Genomic DNA, 24747 nt, shown 5'->3' with positions numbered 1-24747 from the left:
TCCTCCTTAAAGAGACTTTGTCAAACCACCATCAATGATGAGTGTTTGACCTGTCATGTATGTATTTGCTTCAGATAAAAGAAAAGCTGCATATGCTGCAAATTCCTCTGGCTGTCCATAACGGCCAAGCGGAATCGCATGTTCAGCCTGTGCTTTGATTTCTTCAACCGTTTGGTGCTCTGACTGCGCGCGGTGCTTGTCCAGCTGTTTAACTCGGTCTGTTTCAATTTTTCCTGGGGCTAACGTATTAATCAAAATCCCATCCTTGGCAAGCTCTTGAGCGGCTGTTTTTGTCCAGCCCACAATAGCCGGTCTAAAAGTATTTGACAGCATCAAGCCTGGGATCGGTTCTTTTACTGACATAGACGCAATGTTTAACACGCGTGCACTGCGTTTTTTCAAATAAGGCAAGGCCTCTTTTAATAATCGAATATAGCTGAGTAAATGAAGCTGAAATGATTCCATCCAGTCTTCATCTGTTAAGGTTTCAAGCGTCCCTGTTTTAGGCCCGCCTGTATTGTTCACAAGAATGTCTAGATACTTCTCATCACCAGCTGCCGCTTGAACTAGCGCCTTGATTTGCTGCGCGTCAGACACATCACATACTTGATACGTCAGCTTTCCTTTTACAAGCGGAGATAATTCTTTCACCGTTTCTTTCAGCGTGTGCTCATGCCTTCCTGAAAGCATGACATCTGCTCCCTCTTTTGCTAGAGCAAAGGCAATGGCTTTTCCAATACCTTGACTGCTTGCAGCGACCAATGCTTTTTTTCCAGATAAATTGACATTCATGTCAACACCTCCTCTGCTTTATTTTATCATACAAAAAGAACCTTGCTCACGCCGCAAGGTTCCTTTCTGCTTGATTACACCTTAAATCTGTCAACCGCCTGACGTAACGCCTGGCTTGATTCGTTCAGCATTTCAGTCGAAGTTTTCGTTCTTTCTAACGCTTGAACTTGTTCATCTGTAGACGCATGTACTTCCTCAGCTGAAGCCGCAGATTCTTCAGAAATTGCAGCAATGCTTTGAATGGAGTCACTCATCTTCTGCTGTTCTTCTGTCATTTCATTGATCTGTGTATGAATGCTGTCGATTGATCCGACAAGTGCCTGCATTTCCATTGTGATGCTGCTGAGTGCCTCGCCTGTTGCATTAATGGCGTCACCTTGTTCCTCATTCATCTTACTTGCTACTGTCATCGCTTCAGCCGCCTTCTTCGATTCATCTTGAATGAGTTTAACGGTTTCACTAATGTGTTTTGTTGATTCCGCAGATTGTTCAGCAAGCTTTCTGACTTCTTCTGCAACAACAGCAAAGCCTCGTCCGCTTTCTCCAGCTCTCGCTGCTTCAATGCTTGCATTCAGTGCAAGTAAATTCGTTTGATCCGAGATTTGAGAAATGGCTGTCACTACATTTTCAATATTTTTTGTTTTATGCTCCAGGTCTAGCAGCATTTGCTCTACCTTTTTCGATTCTTCGCTCGCTTTTGTTGATTTTTGGACGAGCACCCCAAGTGCATCTAGCCCTTTATAGCTTGCGTCTTCTGATGATTTTGAGTTGGTTTGCATTTGTGAGGCAAGCTCACCCATATGACGCACTTTCTCATACAAATGCTCTGATTTCTCATTAATCGTTTCTGCATCTGAAGCCTGCTTAGTCGCCCCTGTTGCCACCTCTTGAATGGCCGTTGCAATCTGCTCGCTCGACAGCAAGGTTTCATTTGAAATTTGGGTCACTTCATCCGTTGATGTCACAACTTGATCTGAAGCCCCTTTCACTTTTTCAATTAACTCCCTAATGTCCTCTATCATTTGATTAAAGCTTTTCGTGAGGAGGCCAATTTCATCTTTGGACTTCACTTCAAGCGTACTTGTTAAATCGCCTTCTGACACCTTACGCACATGCCCTGTTAGACGCTTGATTGGCGTTGTAATGCTTCTTGCCAATAATAAGCTGAGGATCATCGCAAGAATAATGGCAATGACGGATATTATGATACTTGTCTGATTCATTTGTTCTGTGATCCATAGCAGTTTCTTTTTCTCAAAGCTCACGCCAACCGTCCAATCGGCTTCTTTGATTTTAGATATGACCGTCAGTTCTTTGCTGTCATCAATACCTGAGTTGTCAAGCGCTTTTTTCACAGAGGAGACCTTTGATATGTTTTTTCCTTGCTGTGTTGGATGCGCCAAAATGGTGCCTGTGTTATCAACTAAGAAAGCGGTCCCTTTATAAGGGATTTCTTGTTCATTTATATAAGATTGAATGGAGGAGAGCTTCAAATCAAGTCCAGCGACTCCAATGACCTTTCCATTTTTGACAATCGCCTTCGTGGCTGAAACAATCACTTTTTTCGTTGCTTCATCAATATATGGATCTGTCCAAACAACCTGATCAGGCTTTTCGGCTGCTTGTTTAAACCAGCCTTGTTTAGATGGATCATACCCTTGGCCAAGATCGAACTCTGGGAAACCGAGCATTTTGCCATCAGTTGTTCCAATATATGCAAACGAAATGAGTTTATCCTGTTCCTGCAGGTTTTTTATTGCACTTTTTTCAAAATCCAGTGTTTGTTTTGTTTGTTTTTGCGCAAATTCTTCAGTTATTTTACCTGTTGCCAATTTGTTAATTGTATTGCCATAATTATCAAGCTTTTCTGTAATAATGTCTTTCAGGCTTTCTGCCGTTGCTGTGGCAGTCGTTTTTGCATCTCGTTCAATCAGTGGTGTTAATACCAAGTTGGAACCCACTTGAACTGCCACAACGGTTAAAATTAAAATAACTGAGATGAAAACAGCTATTCTCACTTGAAGTTTCTTAAACATCTCCTCACACCCCTATATCCTACTTTCATACCTTGTTATATATATCGGCATCATTGATACCGCATTCAATAGTTGTGAGAAAATTTAAATAGAAAAAACAAGCCATAAAGGCTTGCTTCAAGTAAAATATTCAATTTTTGCATTCGGAAAGTACTGATCGATATATGATTCTAACGTCTGTCTTAGTTCTTGTTCCTCATCTTTTTGATAGATATATTTTCCAATTCCATATCTACCCCACTTGTAACGTCTTTTTTCTTCATCTAATTCTAATTTTGATTTCGGATAGTTTTTTTGGATCACACGCTTCGCTGGTTTTGTAAAACGATGCTGGATCATTTCAAAGGTGATATCGTGCCTCACATCTTCAGGTAGAGCTGCATCGAGCTTTTCAAAAAGAACTTTATACCCTTCCTGCCAGCCTTCGTGAATGTAGATTGGGGCAATAATAAAGCCAAGGGGATAACCTGCTTTCGCAACCTTGACAGCCGCTTCAATCCGCTGATCTAACGGTGATGTACCGGGTTCGAAATATTTAATGACATAATCCGCATTGATACTAAAGCGAAATCTTGTCCGGCCATTATGCTTTACATCAAGTAAATGATCGACATGATGAAATTTGGTCACAAAACGAAGCTTGCCAAGATCAGTCTGGCCGAAGTATTCAATTGCTGTCTTTAGTGTATGTGTCAGATGGTCAATTCCTACAATATCTGACGTACAAGAAGCTTCAAATCTCGTGATTTCTGGCGCACGTTCGTTCATGTACTGCTCCGCCTGATCTAATATTTCTTCAACATTCACATATGTTCGAATGTATGGCTTACTTCCCATCGTCGTTTGCAGATAGCAATAATGGCAATGCCCCATACAGCCTGTCGCAAATGGGATCGCATACTCTGCAGATGGTTTAGACGTATCGAACTTCAACGTTTTCCTCACACCAATGACAAGCGTTGATTTCGCATTACGATACTTTTGCAAGTCATTCTTACCCGGAATATTTCTTACTTGGTTATGTGAAGTCGTTTCCCTTATTTCAATCCCCATACCCTCGAACTTTTCCTTCAGTTCTCGTCCTAACGGGTACTCTAACGCCCGTGGTTCAATGTACACAAGCTGGGGCACAAAAGGTTTGATCATATTTAGCACATCCTTACCCTATAGGTTTTCATACCGTTACTTTAACCGTGCAGGATGGCTTTTATCCTTTCTAAAATCTCCCTTATTCAAACAAATCTTGATAAAGAGCTTCTGCTTCTTCATATGTCGAAAAGACCGCATCATCTGGAGCTAAAGGATGGTACGTTTCAAGTAAAAATAGGGCAAGCTCCTCTTCGTTGTATGGATGTGAAACAATTTCTGCTTCTTTGATTTGCGCTACGTTTGCTGCATGTGGATTTCGATAAATCACATAAACTTGATCACCCGGTTGATAGTCTGAGAAAGGCAATCTGGTCACCTCCATTTTTCTTATAGAATGCCCTTCTCTCTGACGGATATGACCCAATATGATAAAATTCGACAAAAAAACCAGACAGGGTGACTGTCTGGTTTGAATTCACTTAGTTATGTTGAAACGTTTTCTTCACGAAATCAACCACTTCTTCTGTCGTGCTAAGTGATAAAATATGCTCTTTAAATGATGCAGCTTCTTCCTTAGAAAGCTTGCTTAGCTGAGTTCTTGCTGGAAGAATAGATGTTGCACTCATTGAGAATTCATCTAATCCTAATCCAAGTAGAAGAGGAATGGCGATTTCATCTCCTGCCATCTCACCGCACATGCCAACCCATTTACCTTCTTTATGCGCTGCTTCAATAACAAGCGTAATCAGACGTAAAATCGCTGGATTGTAAGGCTGGTAAAGATAAGACACTCGTTCGTTCATTCGATCTGCAGCCATTGTGTATTGAATCAAGTCATTCGTTCCAATACTGAAGAAATCAACCTCTTTTGCAAATTGGTCTGCGATGACAGCCGTTGATGGAATTTCTACCATTATACCGATTTCAATGGAATCGGATACGTCTGTACCAGCGGCAACCAATGCTTCTTTTTCTTCAAGTAAAATGGCTTTTGCTTCTCTAAATTCTGATAACGTCGCGATCATAGGGAACATGATTTTCAAGTTTCCATATGTACTTGCACGAAGTAAGGCGCGTAGTTGTGTTCTGAAAATCTCCTGTTCTTCGAGGCAAAGGCGGATCGCTCTAAAGCCAAGAAACGGGTTCATTTCTTTTGGAAGCTGCAAGTAAGGAAGTTCTTTATCGCCACCAATATCTAGTGTGCGGACAACCACTGCTTTGCCTTCCATTCTCTCTAAAACAGTTTTATATGCATTGAACTGCTCTTCTTCTGTAGGAAGCTGATCTCTGCCCATGTATAAAAATTCAGTACGGTACAATCCGACTGCTTCGCCGCCATTTTCAAGTACACCTTTTACATCTTCAGGTGTTCCGATATTTGCAGCTAGCTCTACGTGAACGCCGTCTTTTGTGACCGTTGGCTGATCAACAAGTTTCGCCCATTCCGCTTTTTGAGCTAAGTAGTCTTCATGCTTTTTTTGATACGCTTTCACTTCATCTTCAGAAGGCTGAATGATGACGTCTCCGCTAATACCATCAACAATGATCAGATCATTGTTTTTCACCGTTTTTGTTGCTTCTTTTGTTCCAACAACAGCTGGAATCTCCATTGATCTTGCCATAATCGCTGAGTGAGAAGTACGACCACCGATATCTGTCGCAAAACCTTTGACAAATTGTCTGTTCAGCTGAGCTGTATCAGAAGGAGTTAAATCTTCAGCAATGATGATGACTTCTTCAGAAATCATGCTTGGATTCGGAATGTCAACGCCTAGCAAATGTCCAGTTACACGTTTTGTTACGTCGCGAATATCCGCTGCACGTTCCTTCATGTATTCATTGTCCATTGCTTCGAACATTGTGACAAACATTGTCGCTGTTTCTTTTAAAGCAAATTCAGCATTTACTTTATCAGAGTTGATTTTATCCTTTACTGGGTTTAGCAGCTCTGGATCACTTAACACAAGAAGGTGTGCAGAAAAGATATCTGCTTTGTCTTGGCCAAGCTCTTTTAGCGCATGTTCTTTAATTGCTTCAAGTTCTTGTTTAGAAACATGAATTGCTTCTTCAAAACGCTTCACTTCTGTCTCTGGATCGTTGATGTCTTTTTGGTGAACTGTTAAATCTGGTTCTTCCAGACGATATGCTTTTGCAATCGCAACGCCTGCTGAAGCACCGATTCCTTTCAGTTGTTGCATTACTCGCCTAGGCCTTCACTTTTCATTGTGTCTTTAAGTGCAGCAAGTGCATCATTTTCATCAGAACCAGAAGCAGAGATAGTGATTGTAGCACCTTTCGCAATTCCTAGAGACATTACACCCATAATAGATTTCAGGTTCACTGTTTTACCATTATATTCTAAGTTGATATCAGCATCATATTTACTAGCAGTTTGTACAAGAACTGTTGCAGGACGTGCGTGAATTCCAGAATCTGCAGTTACTTTGAATGTTTGTTGAGCCATTTTTATCAATCTCCTTTTTATACAATTAATACATCCACAATATTATATCATACTGCCGAGCTTGTCATCTAACAAGAACGGCAGTTATGAAAATTATTTTGAAATTTTCATGATGTTTTCTTGACCAGCGTTGATTTCACCGGATTTTTGAAGGTCAATAAATTGTCCTTCACTTAAGTTGGTAAATACAATTGGTGTCATTAAAGATGGTACTTCAGACTTAATTTTATCAATATCAACCTCTAAGAGTTTTTGACCGATTTCTACTTGATCTCCCTCTTGTACAAATGCTTCAAACCCTTCTCCTTTGAGGCTGACCGTATCAATACCGAAGTGGATTAAAATTTCAAGTCCACCATCAGATTGCAGGCCAATTGCGTGTTTCGTTGGGAATACATTTAAGATCTTCCCTTTCACCGGTGAAACCACCGTTCCATCTGTTGGCAAGATGGCGAAACCGTCACCCATCATTTTCCCTGAGAATACTTGATCTGGTACATCTGTAATCGGATGAAGCTCCCCTGTAATTGGTGAAGCAAAGATTTCTTCACCTTGCTCGTTTTGAAGCGGTTTTGCAATGACTTCTTCGACCTGCTGGCTGACTTCTTCTTTTGCAGAAGGGTCTTTCGCTGGACGAGGCGTGCGGCCTGCAATGATGTCCTGCATTTGTGTTTTTAAATTATCAGAGCGTGGTCCGAAGATAGCCTGAATGTTGTTTCCTACTTCAAGAACTCCTGAAGCACCAAGCTTTTTCAAGCGGTCTTTGTCCACTTTCTTCTGATCATTTACAGTAACACGTAAACGCGTAATACAAGCATCAAGGTGTTTAATGTTTTCTTGGTCACCCATTGCTTCAAGAATTTCATAAGGTAAGTCATTACCCTTTTCAGACTTAGCACTACTTGCACCGTCAGCTGCTTCATCCTCACGGCCTGGCGTTTTCAGATTAAATTTGCGAATAGCGAATCTAAATCCGAAGTAATAAATAACGGCAAGTACAAGACCAACTGGAATCACAAGCCACCAAGCAGTTCTGTTTGGCAAGATTCCGAATAAGAAGAAGTCGATTAATCCTCCTGAGAAGGTCATACCGATTTTCACGTTTAGAATATCCATTATCATAAAGGATAATCCAGCAAATACACAGTGGATTGCAAATAACACTGGTGCAACAAATAAGAATGAGAATTCAAGCGGTTCAGTAATCCCTGTTAGGAAAGAAGTCAGGGCTGCGGATCCCATAATTCCAGCGACAAGCTTTTTATTCTTTGGTTTTGCTTCATGGTAAATCGCAAGTGCTGCTGCTGGGAGACCAAACATCATGAACGGATATTTCCCTGTCATGAATGTACCAGCTGTCAGCTGAACACCATCTTTGATTTGTGCCATGAAGATACGCTGATCACCACGGACAAGCTCACCTGATAAGCTCTTATAACTAAAGAACTCATACCAGAATGGCGAGTAGAAAATGTGGTGCAGACCAAATGGAATTAATGAGCGTTCAATAACACCGAATACAAAGGCAGCAAGCGGCTCATTCGCTGCGAGCAGTCCCGTTGAGAACGAGTTCAGTGCACCTTGGATTGGCGGCCAAATGACTAGCATCAAAAGCCCTAAAATAAGTGCTGAAATAGATGTAACAATTGGAACAAAGCGTTTTCCAGCAAAGAAACCGAGATATTGCGGAAGCTCAATTTTATAAAATTTATTATACATATAAGCTGCTAATACCCCGACAATTATCCCGCCAAAGACGCCGGTAGACAAGGTCGGAATGCCAAGCATATTAATATACGCTGGATGGCTTTCCTTAAAGAACTTAGCCAATTTGATGGAATCAGATGGAATTGATCCATTGGCCATTAATACGGCGCTCATTGTCACGTTCATGACAAGATAACCAATAATTGCGGCAATCCCTGCCACACCGTCTCCATTAGCTAGACCGATGGCAACCCCTACAGCAAATAAGAGCGGAAGATTCGAGAAGACAATGTTCCCTGCATTTTCCATGACGCTTGCAACAAGCTGAATTGTATCATTGCTTAAAAATTGAGCTACATCAATCAGCTGCGGATTTTGCATCGCATTCCCAAGTGCTAGTAAAATACCAGCAGCAGGAAGGATCGCAACTGGAAGCATAAGTGCTCGTCCAATTTTTTGCAACACACCAAAAAGTGATTTAAACACTAGTTGAACCTCCTTTTATTTTCGCTTACAACGCACATGCGGGACGCTCCCTGACATCCATTTCATAGTTAACCGTTTACATTTCACTTTCAAACACAAAAAAAGGCATGGTGATATAAGGTTGCGCAAATAACAGGATCTTATCCTGTATTTACCTTAAGTCACTCATGCCTGATCGAATCAGTTACACGTTTCTAGGAAACTATGAAATTTTATTTGTCAATCTGTACAGATGAAGTGTCAGGTAGACAGCCTCGGCATCCTGTACAGGCTTTTTCAATGCATGTTGTAATATTTTGATCATTTTCCAAGCAGTATTGTAGCATAAAGGATATTCATTTTTCAATAGATGAAGCAATTTTTCTGGCTCCTCTAAAGATTCTTCCCGTTTAATACGCTCAATCGAAAACGTAATATGGCGCAATAAGCGTAAATAATGAATACTTTCTCTGTCGACTTTCATATGAAATGAATCTTCTATGACTTGGACCATTTGCGTGATGAGCTGCGAATGACGGTTCACCTCAGATAATGGCCGATTCGTTAAAGCTGAGTGAATATGGAGCGCAATAAAACCAATCTCTCCTTCTGGCAGCTTTGTTTCGACATCAGGACGCTCGTTAATGAGCTCAACGACTTCCTTTGCGACCTCGTATTCTTTCGGATACAGCGATTTTGTCTCAAGCATAAAGGGATTGGTGATATCATATCCTTGCTGCACCCGCTTAAAACTAAACGCAATATGGTCAGTCAGGGCAATATGAATATGCTCATTCAAACGGTGTCCCATTTTTTCTCGTATATGATAAATGACGTCATTGGCAAGCTCGATCATGTTCTCATCAATGTGGTGAAGCAGCTGTTTATATTCTGTTTGTTCCTTTGTATTTTTAAGAACAAACATTTTTTCAAATGTATCTTGATCGAGAACATCACCCGATTTTTTCCCGAAGCCGATTCCTTTCCCAATCAGAACTACTTCGCCCAAAGAAGGGTGTCTTGCGATGATGACATTATTATTTAACGCTTTATCAACGGTGAAGGATTCCATGAACATCCCCACCTCCTTCTTATTCAATCCCTCTTATCGTACAAAACAGATGAAACGTGCGTCAACGATTGTTTTTGAAAACGGTGGTTGATCGCTCGATCAGGCGAAATGGCAGCATTCTTTTCTCTGGCACCTCTCCTTTTATAGCTCGGTCGAACAAGTCAAACGCTTCCTGCCCCATTCGTTTCAGCGGAATATCAAAGCTGGAAATCCCCAAGGCCTCACTTAATTGATCATTTTGAAAGCCGAGTATGGCTGGAGATTCTCCTACTTTTATATCGTGACGCTGCGCCTCTAATAAAAAGCCTGCTGATACGTCATCATTTGTGATGAATAATGCTGTGGGGCGATTCTTCATTTCTTGCCACTCTGTAAATAATTGTTTTCCATCAAAAAGTGTTAGCTTCCCTTCGATGACCCATTCTTCATCAATCTCCTGCCCGAGCGCTTTCATCATATCTTGATAAGCTTGAAGGCGTGACTGGCTGTTTGCGCCTTCTATTCTGGCTAGAACAATTGCGATTCGCTGATGCCCGCATGCTGCTAAATGATGCAGCCCTTCTTTAAAAGCTTGATCATGAGCAATCGACACCGTTGAACAGTCTTCAATTGGCGCCGGATGGCAAAAAATGATAGGCCCGGATTCCTGCCACCTTAAAATGTCTCGATCACTTAACGCATTTGAGCAAAAGATTAATCCATCCACGCGGCGCTCTTTTAAACTCATCAAGGCTTCTTTTTCTTTTAAAGGATCATATCCTGTTTGAAACAAAGCAAAATGCATGCCGTGCGCCTGAGCTTTTTCTGCAATCCCTGTGACAAGTCTGCTGAAATAAGAATGATCAATTGTTGGAAGAACGATGCCAAGCATATTTGAATAACCCTTGGCTAAATGGACAGCCTGAATGTTTCTCGTATATTTGAGCTCTTTCATCGCATCAAGAACACGTTCTCGTTTATCTTCTTTGACATAAGGATGATGATTCAACACACGTGATACAGTTGTCACAGATACGCCCGCTCTTTTTGCAATTTCCCTTATGTTTGCCAATTTTTCTCCTACTTTCTCTTGATATGGTAAGCGTTTCATACTTTAAGATGTATGTGAGCTGAACAAATCACTGGGTGGAAAGGGGAATTCAAGATGGGTTTCATCATATGGATTATATTATGTATGACTGTTTTGTTTTCTGCTCGTTTTGCACTACATCCTTTAGGAAAAGAACATAAAATCAAACCGTTTCAATCAATTGATGATTTTTTTGTTGATAAGGATCGAAAAGAGTGACAAAAAATCACGATGACACTTCCAGGACATGGGCGTTCATCGTGATTTTTTTATTACTCGATGATCGTCAGCTCTTTCGGATAATTGGTTAAAGTAACTGGACCATCCGCTGTGATCAGTACATCATCTTCAATTCTGACGCCGCCGACTCCTGGAACATAGATTCCCGGTTCGATCGTATACACCATGCCCTCTTGGAGAAGATCATCATTTGCCTGGCTCATCGAAGGAAACTCATGAACAGACACCCCTAGACCGTGTCCAAGGCGGTGAGGGAAATAGTCTCCATATCCAGCATCTGCGATCAGCCCGCGTGCTTTTAAGTCCAGGTCCCCAATTCTCACGCCCGGTTTACTCATTTCAAGTGCCGCTATTTCTGCGTTTAGGACGGTTTGATAGATGTCCTTTTGCTGATCAGAAGCTTCCTGATAAATAAATGTTCTTGTAATGTCTGAGCAATATCCATCAACAATGACACCAAGGTCAAATAACACAAAGTCGCCTTTTTTTAAGACTGCCTGTCCTGGATTTCCGTGAGGCTCTCCTGATTTTTCGCCAAAGAGAACCATCGTCGAAAAGGACATGCCTTGAATGCCTTTTTTCTTTAGCTCATATTCAATGACAGCGAGCACTTCTGTTTCGGTGACTCCTTCTTCTAAGGCGTTCACCCCAATTTTTACCCCTTCATCTGCCAATTGAGCGGCTTTTTTCAGTGTAGCAATTTCAGATTCATCTTTAATGAGTCTTAGCTGATTGAGCTCTTCTTCTGCCCGGACAAAAGTTTCTGCCCCAGTAGCAGCTTGAAGCTGTTCTGCTCTTTGAAGCGGAATTGACTCTTTTTCAATTGCAAGCCGAGTTGCTCTTACACCGCGTTTTTCTACTGCTGACTGAATGAAATCAAATGGATTCTCATGGTCTTCATAGCCAATAATATCGCCTGACCACCCAGCATTTTTCGCCTGCTCGACTTCCATTTTAGGCAAAATAAAAAATGGATCTGCCTCTTGAAACACAAACAGCCCCATTACTCTTTCATGCGGCTCTGTGAAGTATCCAGATAGATAAAACACATTTTCCTTTGTATGTATAAATGCACCTTGAATGTCTTTTTCCTTTAGCCAAGAAGACAAGCTTTTCATTCGGTTCATCGTGATCCTCCTCACACGTTTTACTACTGATCTATTGTATCAGTTTTTGTTATATTTCGCACAAAAGCGCACTGGCAGAAGCCAAGTGCGCTATGATGATTTGCTTAAGATGCACGAAGCAGACGCAGTCCATTTAAAATGACCAAAATCGTACTTCCTTCATGCCCGATTACGCCAAAAGGCAAATCAAGCACTTGTAAGAAATTCGCACAAATTAACAAGCAAATCACCGTTAATGAGAAAATAATATTTTGCTTAATGATTCGATTCATCTTTCTTGAAAGACGGATCATCTTTGTTAAGTTATTTAAATTGTTTTTCATTAAGATCAAATCTGCTGTTTCTAAGGCTACGTCTGTTCCTCCGCCCATCGCAACCCCCACATCTGCTGTGGCGAGTGCAGGTGCATCATTGATTCCGTCACCTACCATGATGATTGAGTTTCCTTGTTTTTTTAGTTGATTGACCTCATGGACCTTTTCATCTGGCAGACACTCAGCGACAACCGTTTGGATGCCAGCTTCCTGTGCAATGACTTCAGCCGTTTTTTGCTGATCTCCTGTCAGCATGACAGTTTGGATGCCTAAATCATTCAGCTCTTGAATCATTTTCTTCGCTTCAGGTCTCATTTGATCTTTAAGGCCAAGGCACCCAACGACTACTTGATCCTTTTGAACATACACCACTGTATATCCTTTTTCAGAAAGATGCTCTCCTGTCTCCTCAATCTCACGGTCCATTGAAGCCTTGCCAGCAAAGTCTTTCTTCCCAATTCGCCACGTTTCTCCATTCAATTGTGCCTTTACACCAATACCAGAGGTTTCTTCAATGGTGACAAGAGCTGATCTTTCTATTTGTTGCTCTTGTGCCATATCAGAGATCGCTTTCGCTAATGGATGGTTTGATTGACTTTCAATTTGATAAAGCGCCTGATAAAAGGCCGCTTCCTCTTGTCCTTTAGCGATCACCACCTGCTCTACAGCTGGCTTTCCGCTTGTAATTGTCCCCGTTTTGTCAAAAGCAATCATACTGCTAGTGCCTAGCTTTTCTAAAAAGACGCTCCCTTTGACAAGCATTCCGTTTCTTGCGCCGTTTGAGATCAGTGACAAAGCAGCTGGCATAATGGATGCTACAAGCGCACAAGGTGATGCTACAACCATAAACACCATAGCCCGGTAGAAGGTTTCACTCATACTCCAGCCTAGTACAAAATGAGGCAGAACCAATAAAATCGAGACGGTGATCAGTACACCTTTTACATAAGCACCTTCGAATTTTTCAATAAATGCCTGGCTTGGCGACACACTTTCTTGAGCCGATTCGACAAGTTTAATAATTTTATGGAAAAGCGTTTCTTCATTATGTTTGGTCACTTCTACTGTTAAGGAGCCATTTAAGTTCACTGTTCCTGCAAACACGTCTTCACCTTGCCCTTTTTCCTGAGGCACAGACTCGCCCGTGAGTGCAGATTCATCTACACTTGTTCTTCCGCTTAAAATCACACCATCTGCTGCAATACGTTCCCCAGCTTTGATTATGATACGGTCACCTGGTGTTAATGATGAAGCAGCGACTTGAATGGTCGTGCCATCTTCTTCAATTAAAGTCGCTTCATTTGGCGCGATGCTCATTAAAGCTGTTAAATCCTTCTTGCTTTTATTTGATGTATACGTTTCAAGCGCACCACTAAGCGAGAAAATAAAAATTAAGATCGCGCCCTCTGCCCAATATCCAATGATCGCTGAGCCAATGCCTGCGAAAATCATTAAAAGTTCAACATTCAAGCTTTTAGACGAAATGGTTTCTTCAATTCCTTCCTTCGCCTTTGCAAAACCTCCAATGACAAATGCTAGGATGAAAAGAGGAATGCTCCACATGCTCTGATCCTTTAAAATCCATCCAATTAAAATGAGAATCCCCGAGATACCTGCTGCCATTAATTCTCCGTGCTGTGCCCATTTATGCAAGGACCATTTAGATTCCTTTTGATTTGTTGTTTGATAAAGTGCTGTATTCTCATTCATGATTGTTTTCTCCTCTCTAATTGATAATGGTTTTCACATCATCAATTGTTGCCCGTTTCCTTTTTCCATCTATATTTTCTGCTATTTCAAGCTTTTTATTGGTCTGTTATTCATTATAACAGGTTCTGACTGATTTTCAATTAATAATTATTATAATTTCTTTTTGATAATAATTATCATTATTGATAGGGACCATTCCATGTTCTGAGCACAGTTTATTCAGATGAAAAGAAATTGAACACAAAAAAGAACCAAAGGAATGACCCTTGGTTCTTGAAATAAGGTTTTGTTCTAAAAATTCGTCCACTCTTTGATTTGTTTTTTCGTCAGTGGACCTACATGATTTTTCACTATTTCTCCTTTTTCATTTATCAAAAAGCTGGTTGGAATGGTGATGATTTGGTATTCCTTCATCATGTGCCCTCCCTCATCTAGTATGACCGGGAATGTAAACTTTCTGTCTTTCACAAATTGGGCAACCGCATGTTTACTTTGTTCAGCACCTAGTAAATTCACCGTTAAGATATCAACATCACTCTGATTTTCTTTCACGATCTGGTCAAATACAGGCAGCTCCATTTTGCAGGACGGGCACCATGTTGTCCAAAAATGCAAAATGGTCTTTTTTCCTTTCATCGGAATCATCTGCGTCTCACCAGTTAATGTAGGAGCCTCTATCTTTGGCGCCATAACGGGCTCTTTCGCTTCAGCCTCGCTGCCTATGAGTAATAGAAGCATGATCATCATAAGAAGACTGGCGGGTAGATATTTAAGATTCATCAGGATCTTCCTTCCCAGTTTTCTTATAGCTTGCCCGCTCGCCGAAGAGGGCATTCATGCTTTTTTCATTCTAAGAAACATGGAAACACCGAGCTCCTTACAAATCGTCGCATAATGCAGTGCAGTCAAGAGGAGCATGCCCGTATTCATCCCTAATATAACCCCCATCATATTTAAGCTTTCAATTGATCCGAGAAAATACACCATTGAAAACGAGACGACATGCACCCATATATTATGTAGGAACACATCTTTAATGAGCCCCATACCGATTAAACACGCTTGAAACGGCATCACAAACAGGTGGCATAAAAAGTACGGCCAAAGCAGCTGTAAGTAGACAGCAGCTTGCGGTGAATCAAAAAAGAGCTGTGTGAGCGGATAAGCAAAATAATACATCACCATCACTGCCGGTACCCCGTACCCAAATGTAATGAGAATCGCCTGCCTGACACGTTTTTTCACAAGATCATACTGACCTAAAGCATAGGCTTCAGATACACTCGGAATCATCACAATCATGATGGAATGAGCGATAAACGCTGGGAAAAAACCAATCGACATCGCGACACCAGCCAGCATGCCGTAATGATCAACAGCTAGTGTGCCAGAGATGCCTGCAGCAATAAGTGCCCCTTTGATTAAAAATGGTTCTATAGCATTTGCGATTGCATGAAAAATCCGCATGCCCGTTGTTGGAATAGAGACGGCTAATAGCCGCTTTCTCACGTCAATCCCTCTTAATTCAACAGACCTGACATGGACAGCATTTTTTGCCATGACGTATTGGGAGTATAAATAAATAAAGACGACGAGATCACTCGCAACAATGACACCGATGGCAATGAGTACCGCTGTTTCAATATCAAACGAATACCAATGAAAGAACAAAAACAAGCAAATAAGCTGGATCGTTTTCTTCAGCATATTGGCAAGAGCGATCCTGCCCATTTGCTGCTTTCCCATAAAATAGCCGCGTGCAATCGAGGTAAACGCAATAATTGGAATAAGAGACAGCACAAGCCCTTTCATGAGCGGATGATACGACTGAAATACAGGAATGAACGGTAGAACAATCGCAGCAATCCCCGTTGTTGTACACGTCACCACAAGAGTCATTTTAAACGCATGGCGGAGCATACTTTTATGGAGCCGCTCATGCGATTCTGCAATGAATTTAGAAATGGAGACTGGCAGCTCTAAGCTGGCAATCACAAGGACAAGCATGATGATTGGAAGGATACTCATATATAGACCCATTCCATGCTCTCCAAGCTCTCTCGCTAAAATCATATTGACTAAAAACTCTATACACTCCGCAATGAAAGCTGCGACAGATAGCAGAATGACCCCTTTTACAAATCGATTCATGTAGCCTCCCCTTTATCTAAAGCAAATTCTTTTCACATTCTATGAGACAAGTCCTGAAAATATTTTGATAAATGAAGACAAAAAAAAGAGCGATCTGATTGATCGCTTTAGAACATTGACAAAGGGCTAAAAATGTTTTTATTTTAGTTCTTTGTCTTCCTTTCAGCGTGATAGAAAACCTTTGCAGTCTAGGAAGGACGAGCACAGGAGCACAGTCCTGACAAAGAATGCGAGGGTTTGTCTACACGCTGGAGCGATCTGATTGATCGCTTCAATTCTTTATACAGCAAATACGTGACGACCGATACGTTCTACAATTTTGCGAGAACGAATCCAGTTATCTGTTGCCGTTTTGGGATTATAAAAATAAATGGCCTTTGTTGTTCTGTCATGTTCTTTCACTACTTGCTTCACAGCTTTAACAGAATCTTGATCTGCTTTATCATGAATACTTCCATTTGATACTGGCTGGAAAGCATTTCGCTGATAAATAACACCTTTGACACTGTTAGGAAAAGAGCGATGCTCCACCCTGTTTAAGACGACGCTTGCCACAGCTTTTTTACCTGCGTAAGATTCACCTTTTGCTTCAGCATGCACCAATCGTGAGAGCAGTTCCATTTCTTCATTAGAATAGCGTTTGGCGCTTTCCTCATTCGTTGTTTCTGATTTTACTCTTTTCTTTTGCTTCGGTTTTGAAGACTTCTCTTCTGTAGACGTACTTAGCATTTTGACTTTCGGCTGACGCTTTTCCTCTGAAAATGCTGGGATGACTTGATCGTGATCATCTCGATCTATATATGAAAGCTCATGCTTAACAGGTGCTTGTGAAAGTTCGTGACTTAATGTCCCTTGCTGCTCTTGTATGTTGTCCATCTTCATGGCTGCAATCAGCATAAGGATGACAAAAAGAGCGGTATGAATTTTCATCATTCGCCTCATTCCTCCTTTAATTAAAGTAGGCGGTAAGATACTTGTCCACTCTAACAAGACCTCCTTCTATTTTCACGCACAAAGATTTGCATGCCTGTCCAAATTCCGTCATTAATTGGCATGTCCTAGTTGATTTACGTATCAACTGGAATTGTTAGCGCTTAAAAAGGTCCCTTTTCCGCCTATAATCATCCTTATGCTCCTGATTATGGGTTATTACATTTTCTTTTCAGATGTATCAAGCTCGTTTGAAGTGTGACAAAAGAACTAAAATAAAAAAGCTTTCTCTCATTCATGAGAAAAAGCTTTAGCTTCTTGCTTCTGTAAGATATTCAAAAATAACATCTCCACCATGTTTCGCAATCCCGCGAAAATGCTTAAAATCATCTTGATTTACCAAGATCGAACGAAACGTTAAGAAATCATCTTTCTTGATGGTTACTTGCTTTTCTGTCCCATTTCGTAACGATTCAAGTATTGTGAGGATTTGTTCTTCCGTCAAAAAAACCTCTCCTTTACAGCCATTATCAAATATTAAATATACCATCCGTTAGGAAAGCATACAACGAAAACAAAACAAAAACGTCTTTATCCTTTACATTGGTATGAAAATATTGCAAAATACTTTTTAATAGGGAATGAAATCTGTTTTTAAAGGAGAGGGATCGGTTGAAGATTGCAAAAATTGGAAATGTGATCGAATTTAGAAATGGTTTAACAGGTGTAGTTGAAAAAGTGAATGAAAACTCTGTCATTGTGGATGTCACCATCATGGACAACTATAGAGATTTAGAACTGGATTCACTAACAGTCGTTAATCATAAAAACTATAAAATCATCAAAGACTCCGTACATTAATTTGCAATCCTCAATTCAGATTATCGATACATACGTAAATACGAAGCAAAGCTGCTTTCTGACAGTTTAGCTCTCTTTGACAATCACATATGAAAAAGACTGACACCATATGAAGAAGTGTCAGTCTTTTTGCGTATGAAAGGTTTGCATTTCTGCTTTCGTTTTGTACATGTCCACTTCCTCGGGGGTGATAACGCCTTTATCAATCAAAAGTGCAATCACTCCAAGCAATGTAGAGGCACTCCATTTATATCGTTCTTTGTTTTGATGTTCAAGCATTTGAAGTTCTTCTTTTATCTCACTCAGCAGCTTCTCTGTCTTTTCTTCTTTGTTTACCAACTCAAACGCCTCCATTAGTCGTTCATTGCCTCTATTTTATCTTAAAGCAAATAAGATAAGCAAAAAACACAATTCCTCTTTACAAACATACGTTCTGTCATGTATAATAATTTTACGAGCTGGTAGCCCCCAGCCGTCCTAGCAAGTTCTATTCCCATTTGTATGAGGAGAGCGACATGACTCTTCTCTTTTTTTATCACTTCAGTCTGAATCATCCCTTTCAAACCCATAAAAAAAGACATGTCATTAGGCATGTCTTTTCCTTTATTAGCGATTATCAATCGTTTCTGGATACATATCATGGTTCATCATACGATACGATGCCATTTCTTCATATTTGGTACCAGGTTTTCCGTAGTTCGTGTACGGGTCAATTGAAATACCGCCTCTTGGTGTAAATTTGCCCCATACTTCAATGTATCTTGGGTCCATCAATTCAATAAGATCATTCATAATAATATTCATACAATCCTCATGGAAATCACCATGGTTACGGAAGCTGAACAAATACAATTTTAATGATTTACTTTCGACCATGATGTCATTTGGGATATAGCTGATATAAACTGTCGCAAAATCCGGCTGACCTGTTTGCGGACAAAGTGACGTGAATTCTGGGCAGTTGAATTTCACAAAATAATCTCTATTTGTATGTTTATTCGGAAATGTTTCAAGCACTTGTGGTGCATAATCAAACAAATAATTGGTGCCTTGATTTCCTAGTAAAGTGACACCTTCTAATTCTTCTGGTTTTCTTGTCGTCATGTCTTCTCTTCCTTTCTATACGCCTCGTTTATTTCCCCACAATAATGTGTGCAGCTGCGGCAGCACTCTTACGCGATTTAAGTCTGGGTCTTGCGCAACTTGATCAACAAGCGCTTCATATTTCTTTAATAAATGCGTCAATAAGTACGCATCATCACCTGTTGTCGTGTCATCATTTCCTACCTGCAAATAAAAAGGAAGCTCTGGATATTTTGCATGAACATCCTTTGCATAGGCTAGATCATGATCGTCAAAAATCACGACCTTCAGGCTTGCATGCTCTAATCTATTTCCGTTTTTCAGCTCATCTATGATACGTGTGAGTTTCGCGAAATCTGTTTTCATATTTGAGCTTGGCGGCTTCGGAGAAATCGTTAAATCATCAATTTTCAAAAACCAGTCCTGATACATTGTCCCTTGTGTTTCAAGCGCTGTTTCAATTCCTTCTTCGTGAAGCAAATCAATGAGTGACTCCATTTGTTTTAAAAGCGCAGGGTTTCCCCCTGAAATGGTGACATGAGAAAAAGCCTGTCCACCTATTCTTTTTAATTCTTTGACAATGTCTTCTGCGTGAAGCCACTGAATGTCATGCTTTGCTGATCCATCCCAAGTAAAGGCGGAATCACACCAGCTGCAAGAGTAGTCACAGCCAGCCGTTCTGACAAACATGGTTTTTTGTCCAATCACCATCCCTTCTCCTTGAATGGTCGGACCAAAGATTTCTAATACAGGAATTGCCTTAGCCATTGTGTTCAACTCGTTTCGGCCGGTAAATGCAGTAGCTTGTTGGTGTCTCCCTCACAAAGACCTGAACACATACTGGTTCATTTGCTAAAGTCGATAAATATGCTGCGACTTTGTCATGGACTGTCTTTGCCACAACCTCTGTAGTAGGCATCGCGTATGGATCGGTTGAGGAGAATTCCTCATGATCATTGAGCAGCGTGTGATCATATTTACCATGAATAAGTTTTTTCAATGTACTAAAATTGACAAGGAAGCCCGATTCATCTAGGTCATCTCCAGCAATGGTTATATTGATGGTGTACGTATGACCATGTACACGGCTGCAAGCACCTGCATCTTCTCTCGGGATAAAATGGGCAGCTGATATATGCATATCTTTGTTCAATTCAAATGAGTATGGATGATTCGTTTGTGGATAGATCTGAGAAAGCATTTATTTTGCCTCCTTCATTTCCATATACGTCTCATAGCCATTTTTCCGAAGCTTACACGCAGGGCATTCCCCGCAGCCATCAGAAATGATGCCATTATAGCAAGTGAGCGTTTCATTTTTCACAAAATCTAACGCACTCAGCTCGTCTGCTAGCTTCCATGTTTCTGCTTTATTAAGCCACATGAGCGGTGTATGGATGACAAATGGTTTTTCCATCGCCAAATTCACTGTGACATTACAAGACTTGACAAACTCGTCACGGCAATCTGGATAGCCGCTAAAGTCTGTTTCGCATACACCTGTGATAATATGTCTTGCTCCGATTTGATACGCAAGAATAGAAGCAAAGGATAGGAACACTAAGTTTCTTCCTGGTACAAATGTGGAAGGCAGCTCTCCTTCTTTTTCTTCAATATCAATGTCATCTCTTGTTAAGGCATTTGGTGCCAGCTGATTCAAAAGAGACATATCTAATAGATGGTTCTTCACACCTAACTTGTCAGCAATTCTTTTAGCGACATCAATTTCTTCTTGATGACGCTGATTATAATGAAAGGTCACGGTTTCTACCTCTTCGAATTGTTGAAGTGCCCATAATAAACATGTCGTACTGTCTTGTCCCCCGCTAAAGACAACGACTGCTTTTTCATTTTTCAATTTCTGTTCTCCTCCTTTTGCAGATCTATACCCTCGTACAAAACTGCATCTGAAAGGCTCTTGAAAACCCCTGTTTTTCTCAAAAGAAAAGACACCTTTACATGTGTATGAGGTGTCCCAGCCATAAAAAATAAAAAATGCCACATCCAAGGATACGGCAAGTCCTTAGTTTTTTATAGAGGGTTTTGCTAGAACCTCTCCCGTTTAAACGGATTTTTGTTCAATTTTCACAGAAGATAGTGTACCATATATTTTTCATGCAGGCTATCCCTTCTTTACTTATCAAATGATGCAGGCACTTTCTTTAGAAAAAGAAAGAGGATAAAAAAGATGCTCACATAGCCAAAAATAGGATAAACCGTTGATATCAATGTGCCGTAACCAATTTTACTAATCACATAGCAGCATAAGAGAATAAGGGATATCGTCAAGACACTGTTCATTCGTATATACGCCCTCACTTGTCTCTCCAGCCCATATAAATTCCCTATGACGGATGTAAAGACTTCTCCGAAGATCACAAATAAATAAATGAGATGAATGGAATTTGCTACTTGATACACGACCTGAGCCATTGGAATATCAAACGCCTCCAGCATATCTAATGAAGAAAGAGATAAAAAGCATACAAATAAAATAATTGTCAGCATGACGCCCCCAATCACAGCTCCCTTTTTGATCACCGCTTCAGAGGTCATTTCATTTGCGACAGGCACTAATACCGCTTGAGAAAGTGCCAAATTAAAAGCACCATATGAGATAGCTGATAAAATCCACTCTCCCTCACCCATTTGCAGTGCAAGAACATAACTTTCACTACTGCTAAAAACGAATGAATCAAGAAACACAATCAATGAAAAGAAAATAAGCATTGGGACGACGAGAACATTGACACCAAATAATCCTTTTGAGCCTTTCAAAAGCACAATAACGCTCAGAATGATCGTTAAAAAAATCCCATATTCCTTCGATATGCCAAGCTGCTCTTCAAATATAGCACCTGCGCCAGAAATCATCACTGAAGTGACGCCTAGTAAAATAAAAAACATGACAACATTAATATATCGACTGGCAGCTGCGCCAAATAGAAAACGGTTCATATCTTGATATGACTCTGCTTCAATTCGTTTAGAAATGAGCATCATTTTTGCTCCAAGTCCAGTAAAAATAGCGCCGCTAATCAAGATTCCGAATAGTCCAATCCAGCCAAAACGAACAAAAAATTCTACGATTTCTTTCCCTGTCGCAAACCCAGCTCCAACCACTGTTCCTACATATACAAAGGCAAGCTGAAAAGCGGATTCATTTGAACGTTTCATGTGACCCCTCCGCACCCATCACTTTCGATTGTCTTTTTTTATCCTATGAGACAAGTTCCTTGAAAAGAAGGACAAACCATGATTAAATGCAAAAAAAGGATTTTACCCGCCTTTGAGCAAAACAGTTGAAAGTCAAAATAGGTCAGAGTATACTATAGTCAAAGATGGTCAAACAACTGACCATTTTCTTTAACATTCATTGGTCAAATAAAGTCAAACTTTTATCATAAGGAGGTCATGGCAAATGCGTTGTCAACATTGTCAAGTGAATGAAGCAACTATTCGCCTGAATATGCAAGTGAATTCATCCCGGAGCCAAATGGTTTTATGTGAAGACTGCTACACCTCTTTGATGGAGCAATCAAAAATGAAAATGGGACCTCAATTGTTCGGAGGAAGCTCATTCTTCTCTGAGCAAGCAGGACATACGCAAAACGTAGAGCAGCCAAAACAAAAAGGCTTACTCGATGAACTTGGCCGCAATTTAACAGATGGCGCAAATGCTGGTTTAATTGATCCAGTCATCGGCCGTGATGAAGAAGTCGCAAGAGTCATTGAGATTTTAAATAGAAGAAATAAAAATAATCCTGTCCTCATTGGTGAACCAGGTGTTGGGAAAACAGCGATCGCTGAAGGACTTGCACTGAAAATTGCAAGTGGCGATGTACCAAATAAATTAAAGAACAAACAAATCTATTTATTAGATGTCTCCTCCCTTGTAGCGAATACAGGGATACGTGGTCAATTTGAGGAAAGAATGAAGCAGTTAATCAAAGAACTGCAAAGCCGTAAAAATATTATCTTATTTGTAGATGAAATCCATCTTCTTGTTGGCGCAGGATCTGCCGAAGGGTCAATGGATGCTGGAAACATCTTAAAACCAGCCCTTGCACGAGGCGAGCTCCAGCTAGTAGGTGCGACAACATTAAAAGAATATCGTCAAATTGAAAAAGATGCCGCACTTGAACGACGCTTTCAGCCCGTTATTGTAGATGAGCCAACACAAGATGAAGCGATTGAAATTTTAAAAGGCATTCAAGATAAGTACGAAAGCTACCATGGCATCACCTATTCAGACGAAGCCATTCAAGCATGTGTTCAATTATCTTCACGATATATCCAGGACCGTCATTTGCCGGATAAAGCGATTGATTTAATGGATGAAGCAGGTTCAAAAGCGAACCTCTCCATTGATGCCGCAAGTGAAGATGAACTAACAAATCGTCTGAGAGAAATTGCTGCTGAAAAACAAGCCGCTTTAAAAGAAGAACAGTACGAAAAAGCAGCGAAGCTTCGAGATGAAGAAGAAGCCATTGAAGCTAGACTTCAAAAGAAAACAAATGACAAAGAACATGTCGTCACAGCAGAAGACATTCAGGCCATTGTCGAACAAAAAACAGGCATCCCTGTCGGCAAACTGCAAGCAGACGAACAAACCAAAATGAAAGAAATTGACGTCCGCTTAAAAGCACGAGTGATCGGCCAGGAACATGCGGTTGAAAAAGTAGCGAAAGCTGTGAAAAGAAGCAGAGCCGGCTTAAAATCGAAACATAGACCAACTGGCTCCTTCCTATTCGTTGGGCCAACAGGTGTCGGAAAAACCGAATTGTCAAAAACGCTAGCTGAAGAATTATTTGGTTCAAGAGATGCGATTATCCGTTTAGATATGAGTGAGTACATGGAGAAACACTCAGTATCTAAGCTCATCGGTTCTCCTCCTGGTTATGTTGGACATGATGAAGCGGGTCAACTAACGGAAAAAGTGCGCAGAAAACCATACAGCATCATTTTGCTGGATGAAATCGAAAAAGCACACCCTGATGTGCAGCACATGTTCCTGCAAATCATGGAAGATGGCCGGTTAACAGACAGCCAAGGCAGAACCGTCAGCTTTAAAGATACGGTCATCATCATGACAAGTAACGCAGGCAGCACAGATAAAACGGTCAAAGTCGGCTTCCAGTCTGATCAGGAAGAAGCAATTGAGGAGCAATCACTCATTGATTCACTCAGCACTTATTTCAAGCCAGAATTCTTGAACCGTTTTGACAGCATCATTCAGTTTGACTCATTAGATCGAGATGATTTAGTGAAGATTGTGGACCTTCTGCTCAATGAGCTGTCAGAACAATTAAAAGAGCAAAATTTAACAGTCCATGTGACAAATGAAGCGAAAGAAAAAATTGCAGAACTTGGATACCATCCTGCATTTGGTGCTCGTCCACTGCGAAGAACCATTCAAGAGCACGTTGAAGATCAAATGACGGAAATATTGCTTGAAGAAGAACAGCTTTCAGGATTTACTGTAGAAGTTGAAGATAACGAAATTGTCGTAAAAAAAGGATAAGTACATCTTAAGAAGGATCTACAGCTCCATCATGTTGCGGTGTCTAAGTTCCATCCGCACGCCGACGCTCCCCCGCCTCTTTTCCTTTAAGATAAAAGAAAAAGAGGTGGATC

At 40.7% G+C, this 24747-nt stretch carries 24 protein-coding genes, 1 pseudogene and 1 riboswitch; of the genes and pseudogenes, 3 read left to right on the top strand and 22 right to left on the bottom strand.

The window, feature by feature from the left end; all coding sequences use genetic code 11:
* Positions 1 to 6: 6 nt before the first annotated feature.
* The 10 genes and pseudogenes from SB660_RS00645 to SB660_RS00600 form a co-directional block, all read right to left on the bottom strand.
* The gene (locus tag SB660_RS00645; protein ID WP_410580889.1) at positions 7 to 792 is read right to left on the bottom strand and encodes an SDR family oxidoreductase; all 786 of its coding nucleotides are present in this window, start codon (positions 790 to 792) and stop codon (positions 7 to 9) included.
* 74 nt (positions 793 to 866) lie between these two features.
* On the bottom strand, positions 867 to 1814 hold the full coding sequence (locus SB660_RS00640; protein ID WP_370339235.1) for a methyl-accepting chemotaxis protein: 948 nt from the start codon (positions 1812 to 1814) through the stop codon (positions 867 to 869).
* Positions 1806 to 2828 (bottom strand): annotated as a pseudogene (locus tag SB660_RS00635) (HAMP domain-containing protein); the annotation flags it as partial. The pseudogene SB660_RS00635 and the gene SB660_RS00640, both read right to left, overlap by 9 nt.
* A 117-nt stretch (positions 2829 to 2945) precedes the next feature.
* Positions 2946 to 3974 carry a spore photoproduct lyase gene (splB, locus tag SB660_RS00630; RefSeq protein WP_410580888.1) on the bottom strand — a complete coding sequence of 343 codons (1029 nt, stop codon included), beginning with the start codon at positions 3972 to 3974 and terminating at the stop codon, positions 2946 to 2948.
* Positions 3975 to 4056: 82 nt separating this feature from the next.
* A complete protein-coding gene (locus SB660_RS00625; RefSeq protein WP_058014134.1) occupies positions 4057 to 4299 on the bottom strand; it encodes a transcriptional regulator SplA domain-containing protein in 243 nt (80 codons plus the stop codon).
* Between the two features lie 97 nt (positions 4300 to 4396).
* Positions 4397 to 6115, bottom strand: coding sequence for a phosphoenolpyruvate--protein phosphotransferase (ptsP, locus tag SB660_RS00620; protein ID WP_306012073.1), 1719 nt, complete (start codon positions 6113 to 6115; stop codon positions 4397 to 4399).
* Complete coding sequence (locus SB660_RS00615; RefSeq protein WP_003211078.1) at positions 6115 to 6381, bottom strand: phosphocarrier protein HPr; 267 nt, start codon at positions 6379 to 6381, stop codon at positions 6115 to 6117. Before SB660_RS00615 ends, ptsP begins: the two co-directional genes overlap by 1 nt.
* Before the next feature lie 93 nt (positions 6382 to 6474).
* Positions 6475 to 8574 (bottom strand): glucose-specific PTS transporter subunit IIBC, encoded by a 2100-nt coding sequence (gene ptsG / locus SB660_RS00610; protein WP_058014136.1) that lies wholly within the window; start codon positions 8572 to 8574, stop codon positions 6475 to 6477.
* A 202-nt stretch (positions 8575 to 8776) separates the two neighbouring features.
* Positions 8777 to 9631, bottom strand: a complete 855-nt coding sequence (gene glcT, locus SB660_RS00605) for a glucose PTS transporter transcription antiterminator GlcT (protein ID WP_003212366.1) — start codon at positions 9629 to 9631, stop codon at positions 8777 to 8779.
* A gap of 55 nt (positions 9632 to 9686) precedes the next feature.
* Positions 9687 to 10676: a LacI family DNA-binding transcriptional regulator gene (locus tag SB660_RS00600; RefSeq protein ID WP_180309096.1), complete on the bottom strand. Its 990-nt coding sequence runs from the start codon at positions 10674 to 10676 to the stop codon at positions 9687 to 9689.
* 93 nt (positions 10677 to 10769) lie between these two features.
* Here SB660_RS00600 and SB660_RS00595 point away from each other — a divergent pair, with 93 nt between their 5' ends.
* Positions 10770 to 10913: a hypothetical protein gene (locus SB660_RS00595; RefSeq protein ID WP_162900848.1), complete on the top strand. Its 144-nt coding sequence runs from the start codon at positions 10770 to 10772 to the stop codon at positions 10911 to 10913.
* Positions 10914 to 10966: 53 nt separating this feature from the next.
* On the opposite strand, the gene SB660_RS00590 is transcribed toward SB660_RS00595, so the two are convergent.
* The 6 genes from SB660_RS00590 to SB660_RS00565 all read right to left on the bottom strand — a co-directional run bounded on the left by SB660_RS00590 (position 10967) and on the right by SB660_RS00565 (position 17671).
* Positions 10967 to 12061 carry a M24 family metallopeptidase gene (locus tag SB660_RS00590; RefSeq protein ID WP_180309097.1) on the bottom strand — a complete coding sequence of 365 codons (1095 nt, stop codon included), beginning with the start codon at positions 12059 to 12061 and terminating at the stop codon, positions 10967 to 10969.
* A gap of 104 nt (positions 12062 to 12165) precedes the next feature.
* Positions 12166 to 14085 (bottom strand): heavy metal translocating P-type ATPase, encoded by a 1920-nt coding sequence (locus SB660_RS00585; protein ID WP_410580883.1) that lies wholly within the window; start codon positions 14083 to 14085, stop codon positions 12166 to 12168.
* Between the two features lie 291 nt (positions 14086 to 14376).
* Positions 14377 to 14865 (bottom strand): endospore biogenesis thiol-disulfide oxidoreductase StoA, encoded by a 489-nt coding sequence (stoA, locus tag SB660_RS00580; protein ID WP_061407568.1) that lies wholly within the window; start codon positions 14863 to 14865, stop codon positions 14377 to 14379.
* Positions 14866 to 14919: 54 nt separating this feature from the next.
* Positions 14920 to 16236 carry a polysaccharide biosynthesis protein gene (locus tag SB660_RS00575; RefSeq protein ID WP_410580881.1) on the bottom strand — a complete coding sequence of 439 codons (1317 nt, stop codon included), beginning with the start codon at positions 16234 to 16236 and terminating at the stop codon, positions 14920 to 14922.
* A gap of 279 nt (positions 16237 to 16515) precedes the next feature.
* Positions 16516 to 17169: a cell wall hydrolase gene (locus SB660_RS00570; RefSeq protein WP_058014142.1), complete on the bottom strand. Its 654-nt coding sequence runs from the start codon at positions 17167 to 17169 to the stop codon at positions 16516 to 16518.
* A 307-nt stretch (positions 17170 to 17476) separates the two neighbouring features.
* Positions 17477 to 17671 carry a hypothetical protein gene (locus tag SB660_RS00565; RefSeq protein WP_061407562.1) on the bottom strand — a complete coding sequence of 65 codons (195 nt, stop codon included), beginning with the start codon at positions 17669 to 17671 and terminating at the stop codon, positions 17477 to 17479.
* A gap of 167 nt (positions 17672 to 17838) precedes the next feature.
* On the opposite strand from SB660_RS00565, the gene SB660_RS00560 reads away from it, so the two are divergent.
* Positions 17839 to 18027 carry a YkvS family protein gene (locus SB660_RS00560; RefSeq protein ID WP_003211747.1) on the top strand — a complete coding sequence of 63 codons (189 nt, stop codon included), beginning with the start codon at positions 17839 to 17841 and terminating at the stop codon, positions 18025 to 18027.
* Positions 18028 to 18147: 120 nt separating this feature from the next.
* Here SB660_RS00560 and SB660_RS00555 read toward each other — a convergent pair whose 3' ends face one another.
* The 6 genes from SB660_RS00555 to SB660_RS00530 form a co-directional block, all read right to left on the bottom strand.
* Positions 18148 to 18366, bottom strand: a complete 219-nt coding sequence (locus SB660_RS00555; RefSeq protein ID WP_144462184.1) for a nitrile hydratase subunit beta — start codon at positions 18364 to 18366, stop codon at positions 18148 to 18150.
* Between the two features lie 267 nt (positions 18367 to 18633).
* Positions 18634 to 19131, bottom strand: a complete 498-nt coding sequence (gene queF, locus SB660_RS00550; protein ID WP_058014145.1) for a preQ(1) synthase — start codon at positions 19129 to 19131, stop codon at positions 18634 to 18636.
* 15 nt (positions 19132 to 19146) lie between these two features.
* On the bottom strand, positions 19147 to 19878 hold the full coding sequence (gene queE / locus SB660_RS00545; RefSeq protein WP_180309101.1) for a 7-carboxy-7-deazaguanine synthase QueE: 732 nt from the start codon (positions 19876 to 19878) through the stop codon (positions 19147 to 19149).
* Positions 19871 to 20311 carry a 6-carboxytetrahydropterin synthase QueD gene (gene queD, locus SB660_RS00540; protein WP_058014147.1) on the bottom strand — a complete coding sequence of 147 codons (441 nt, stop codon included), beginning with the start codon at positions 20309 to 20311 and terminating at the stop codon, positions 19871 to 19873. The genes queE and queD overlap by 8 nt, the downstream gene beginning before the upstream one ends.
* A complete protein-coding gene (gene queC, locus SB660_RS00535) occupies positions 20312 to 20968 on the bottom strand; it encodes a 7-cyano-7-deazaguanine synthase QueC (RefSeq protein WP_180309102.1) in 657 nt (218 codons plus the stop codon).
* Positions 20969 to 21127: 159 nt separating this feature from the next.
* Positions 21128 to 21172, bottom strand: a riboswitch (PreQ1 riboswitch).
* Between the two features lie 71 nt (positions 21173 to 21243).
* On the bottom strand, positions 21244 to 22287 hold the full coding sequence (locus SB660_RS00530; RefSeq protein WP_058014149.1) for a YkvI family membrane protein: 1044 nt from the start codon (positions 22285 to 22287) through the stop codon (positions 21244 to 21246).
* A 244-nt stretch (positions 22288 to 22531) separates the two neighbouring features.
* On the opposite strand from SB660_RS00530, the gene SB660_RS00525 reads away from it, so the two are divergent.
* The gene (locus SB660_RS00525; protein ID WP_410580876.1) at positions 22532 to 24634 is read left to right on the top strand and encodes an ATP-dependent Clp protease ATP-binding subunit; all 2103 of its coding nucleotides are present in this window, start codon (positions 22532 to 22534) and stop codon (positions 24632 to 24634) included.
* Positions 24635 to 24747 lie beyond the last annotated feature (113 nt).

The organism is Bacillus sp. SIMBA_005 (assembly GCF_046535585.1).
GTDB classification, from domain to species: Bacteria; Bacillota; Bacilli; order Bacillales; family Bacillaceae; genus Bacillus; species Bacillus pumilus.
The sequence above is the reverse complement of the archived record's forward strand: the minus strand, read 5'-3'. Positions and strand labels throughout refer to the sequence as shown.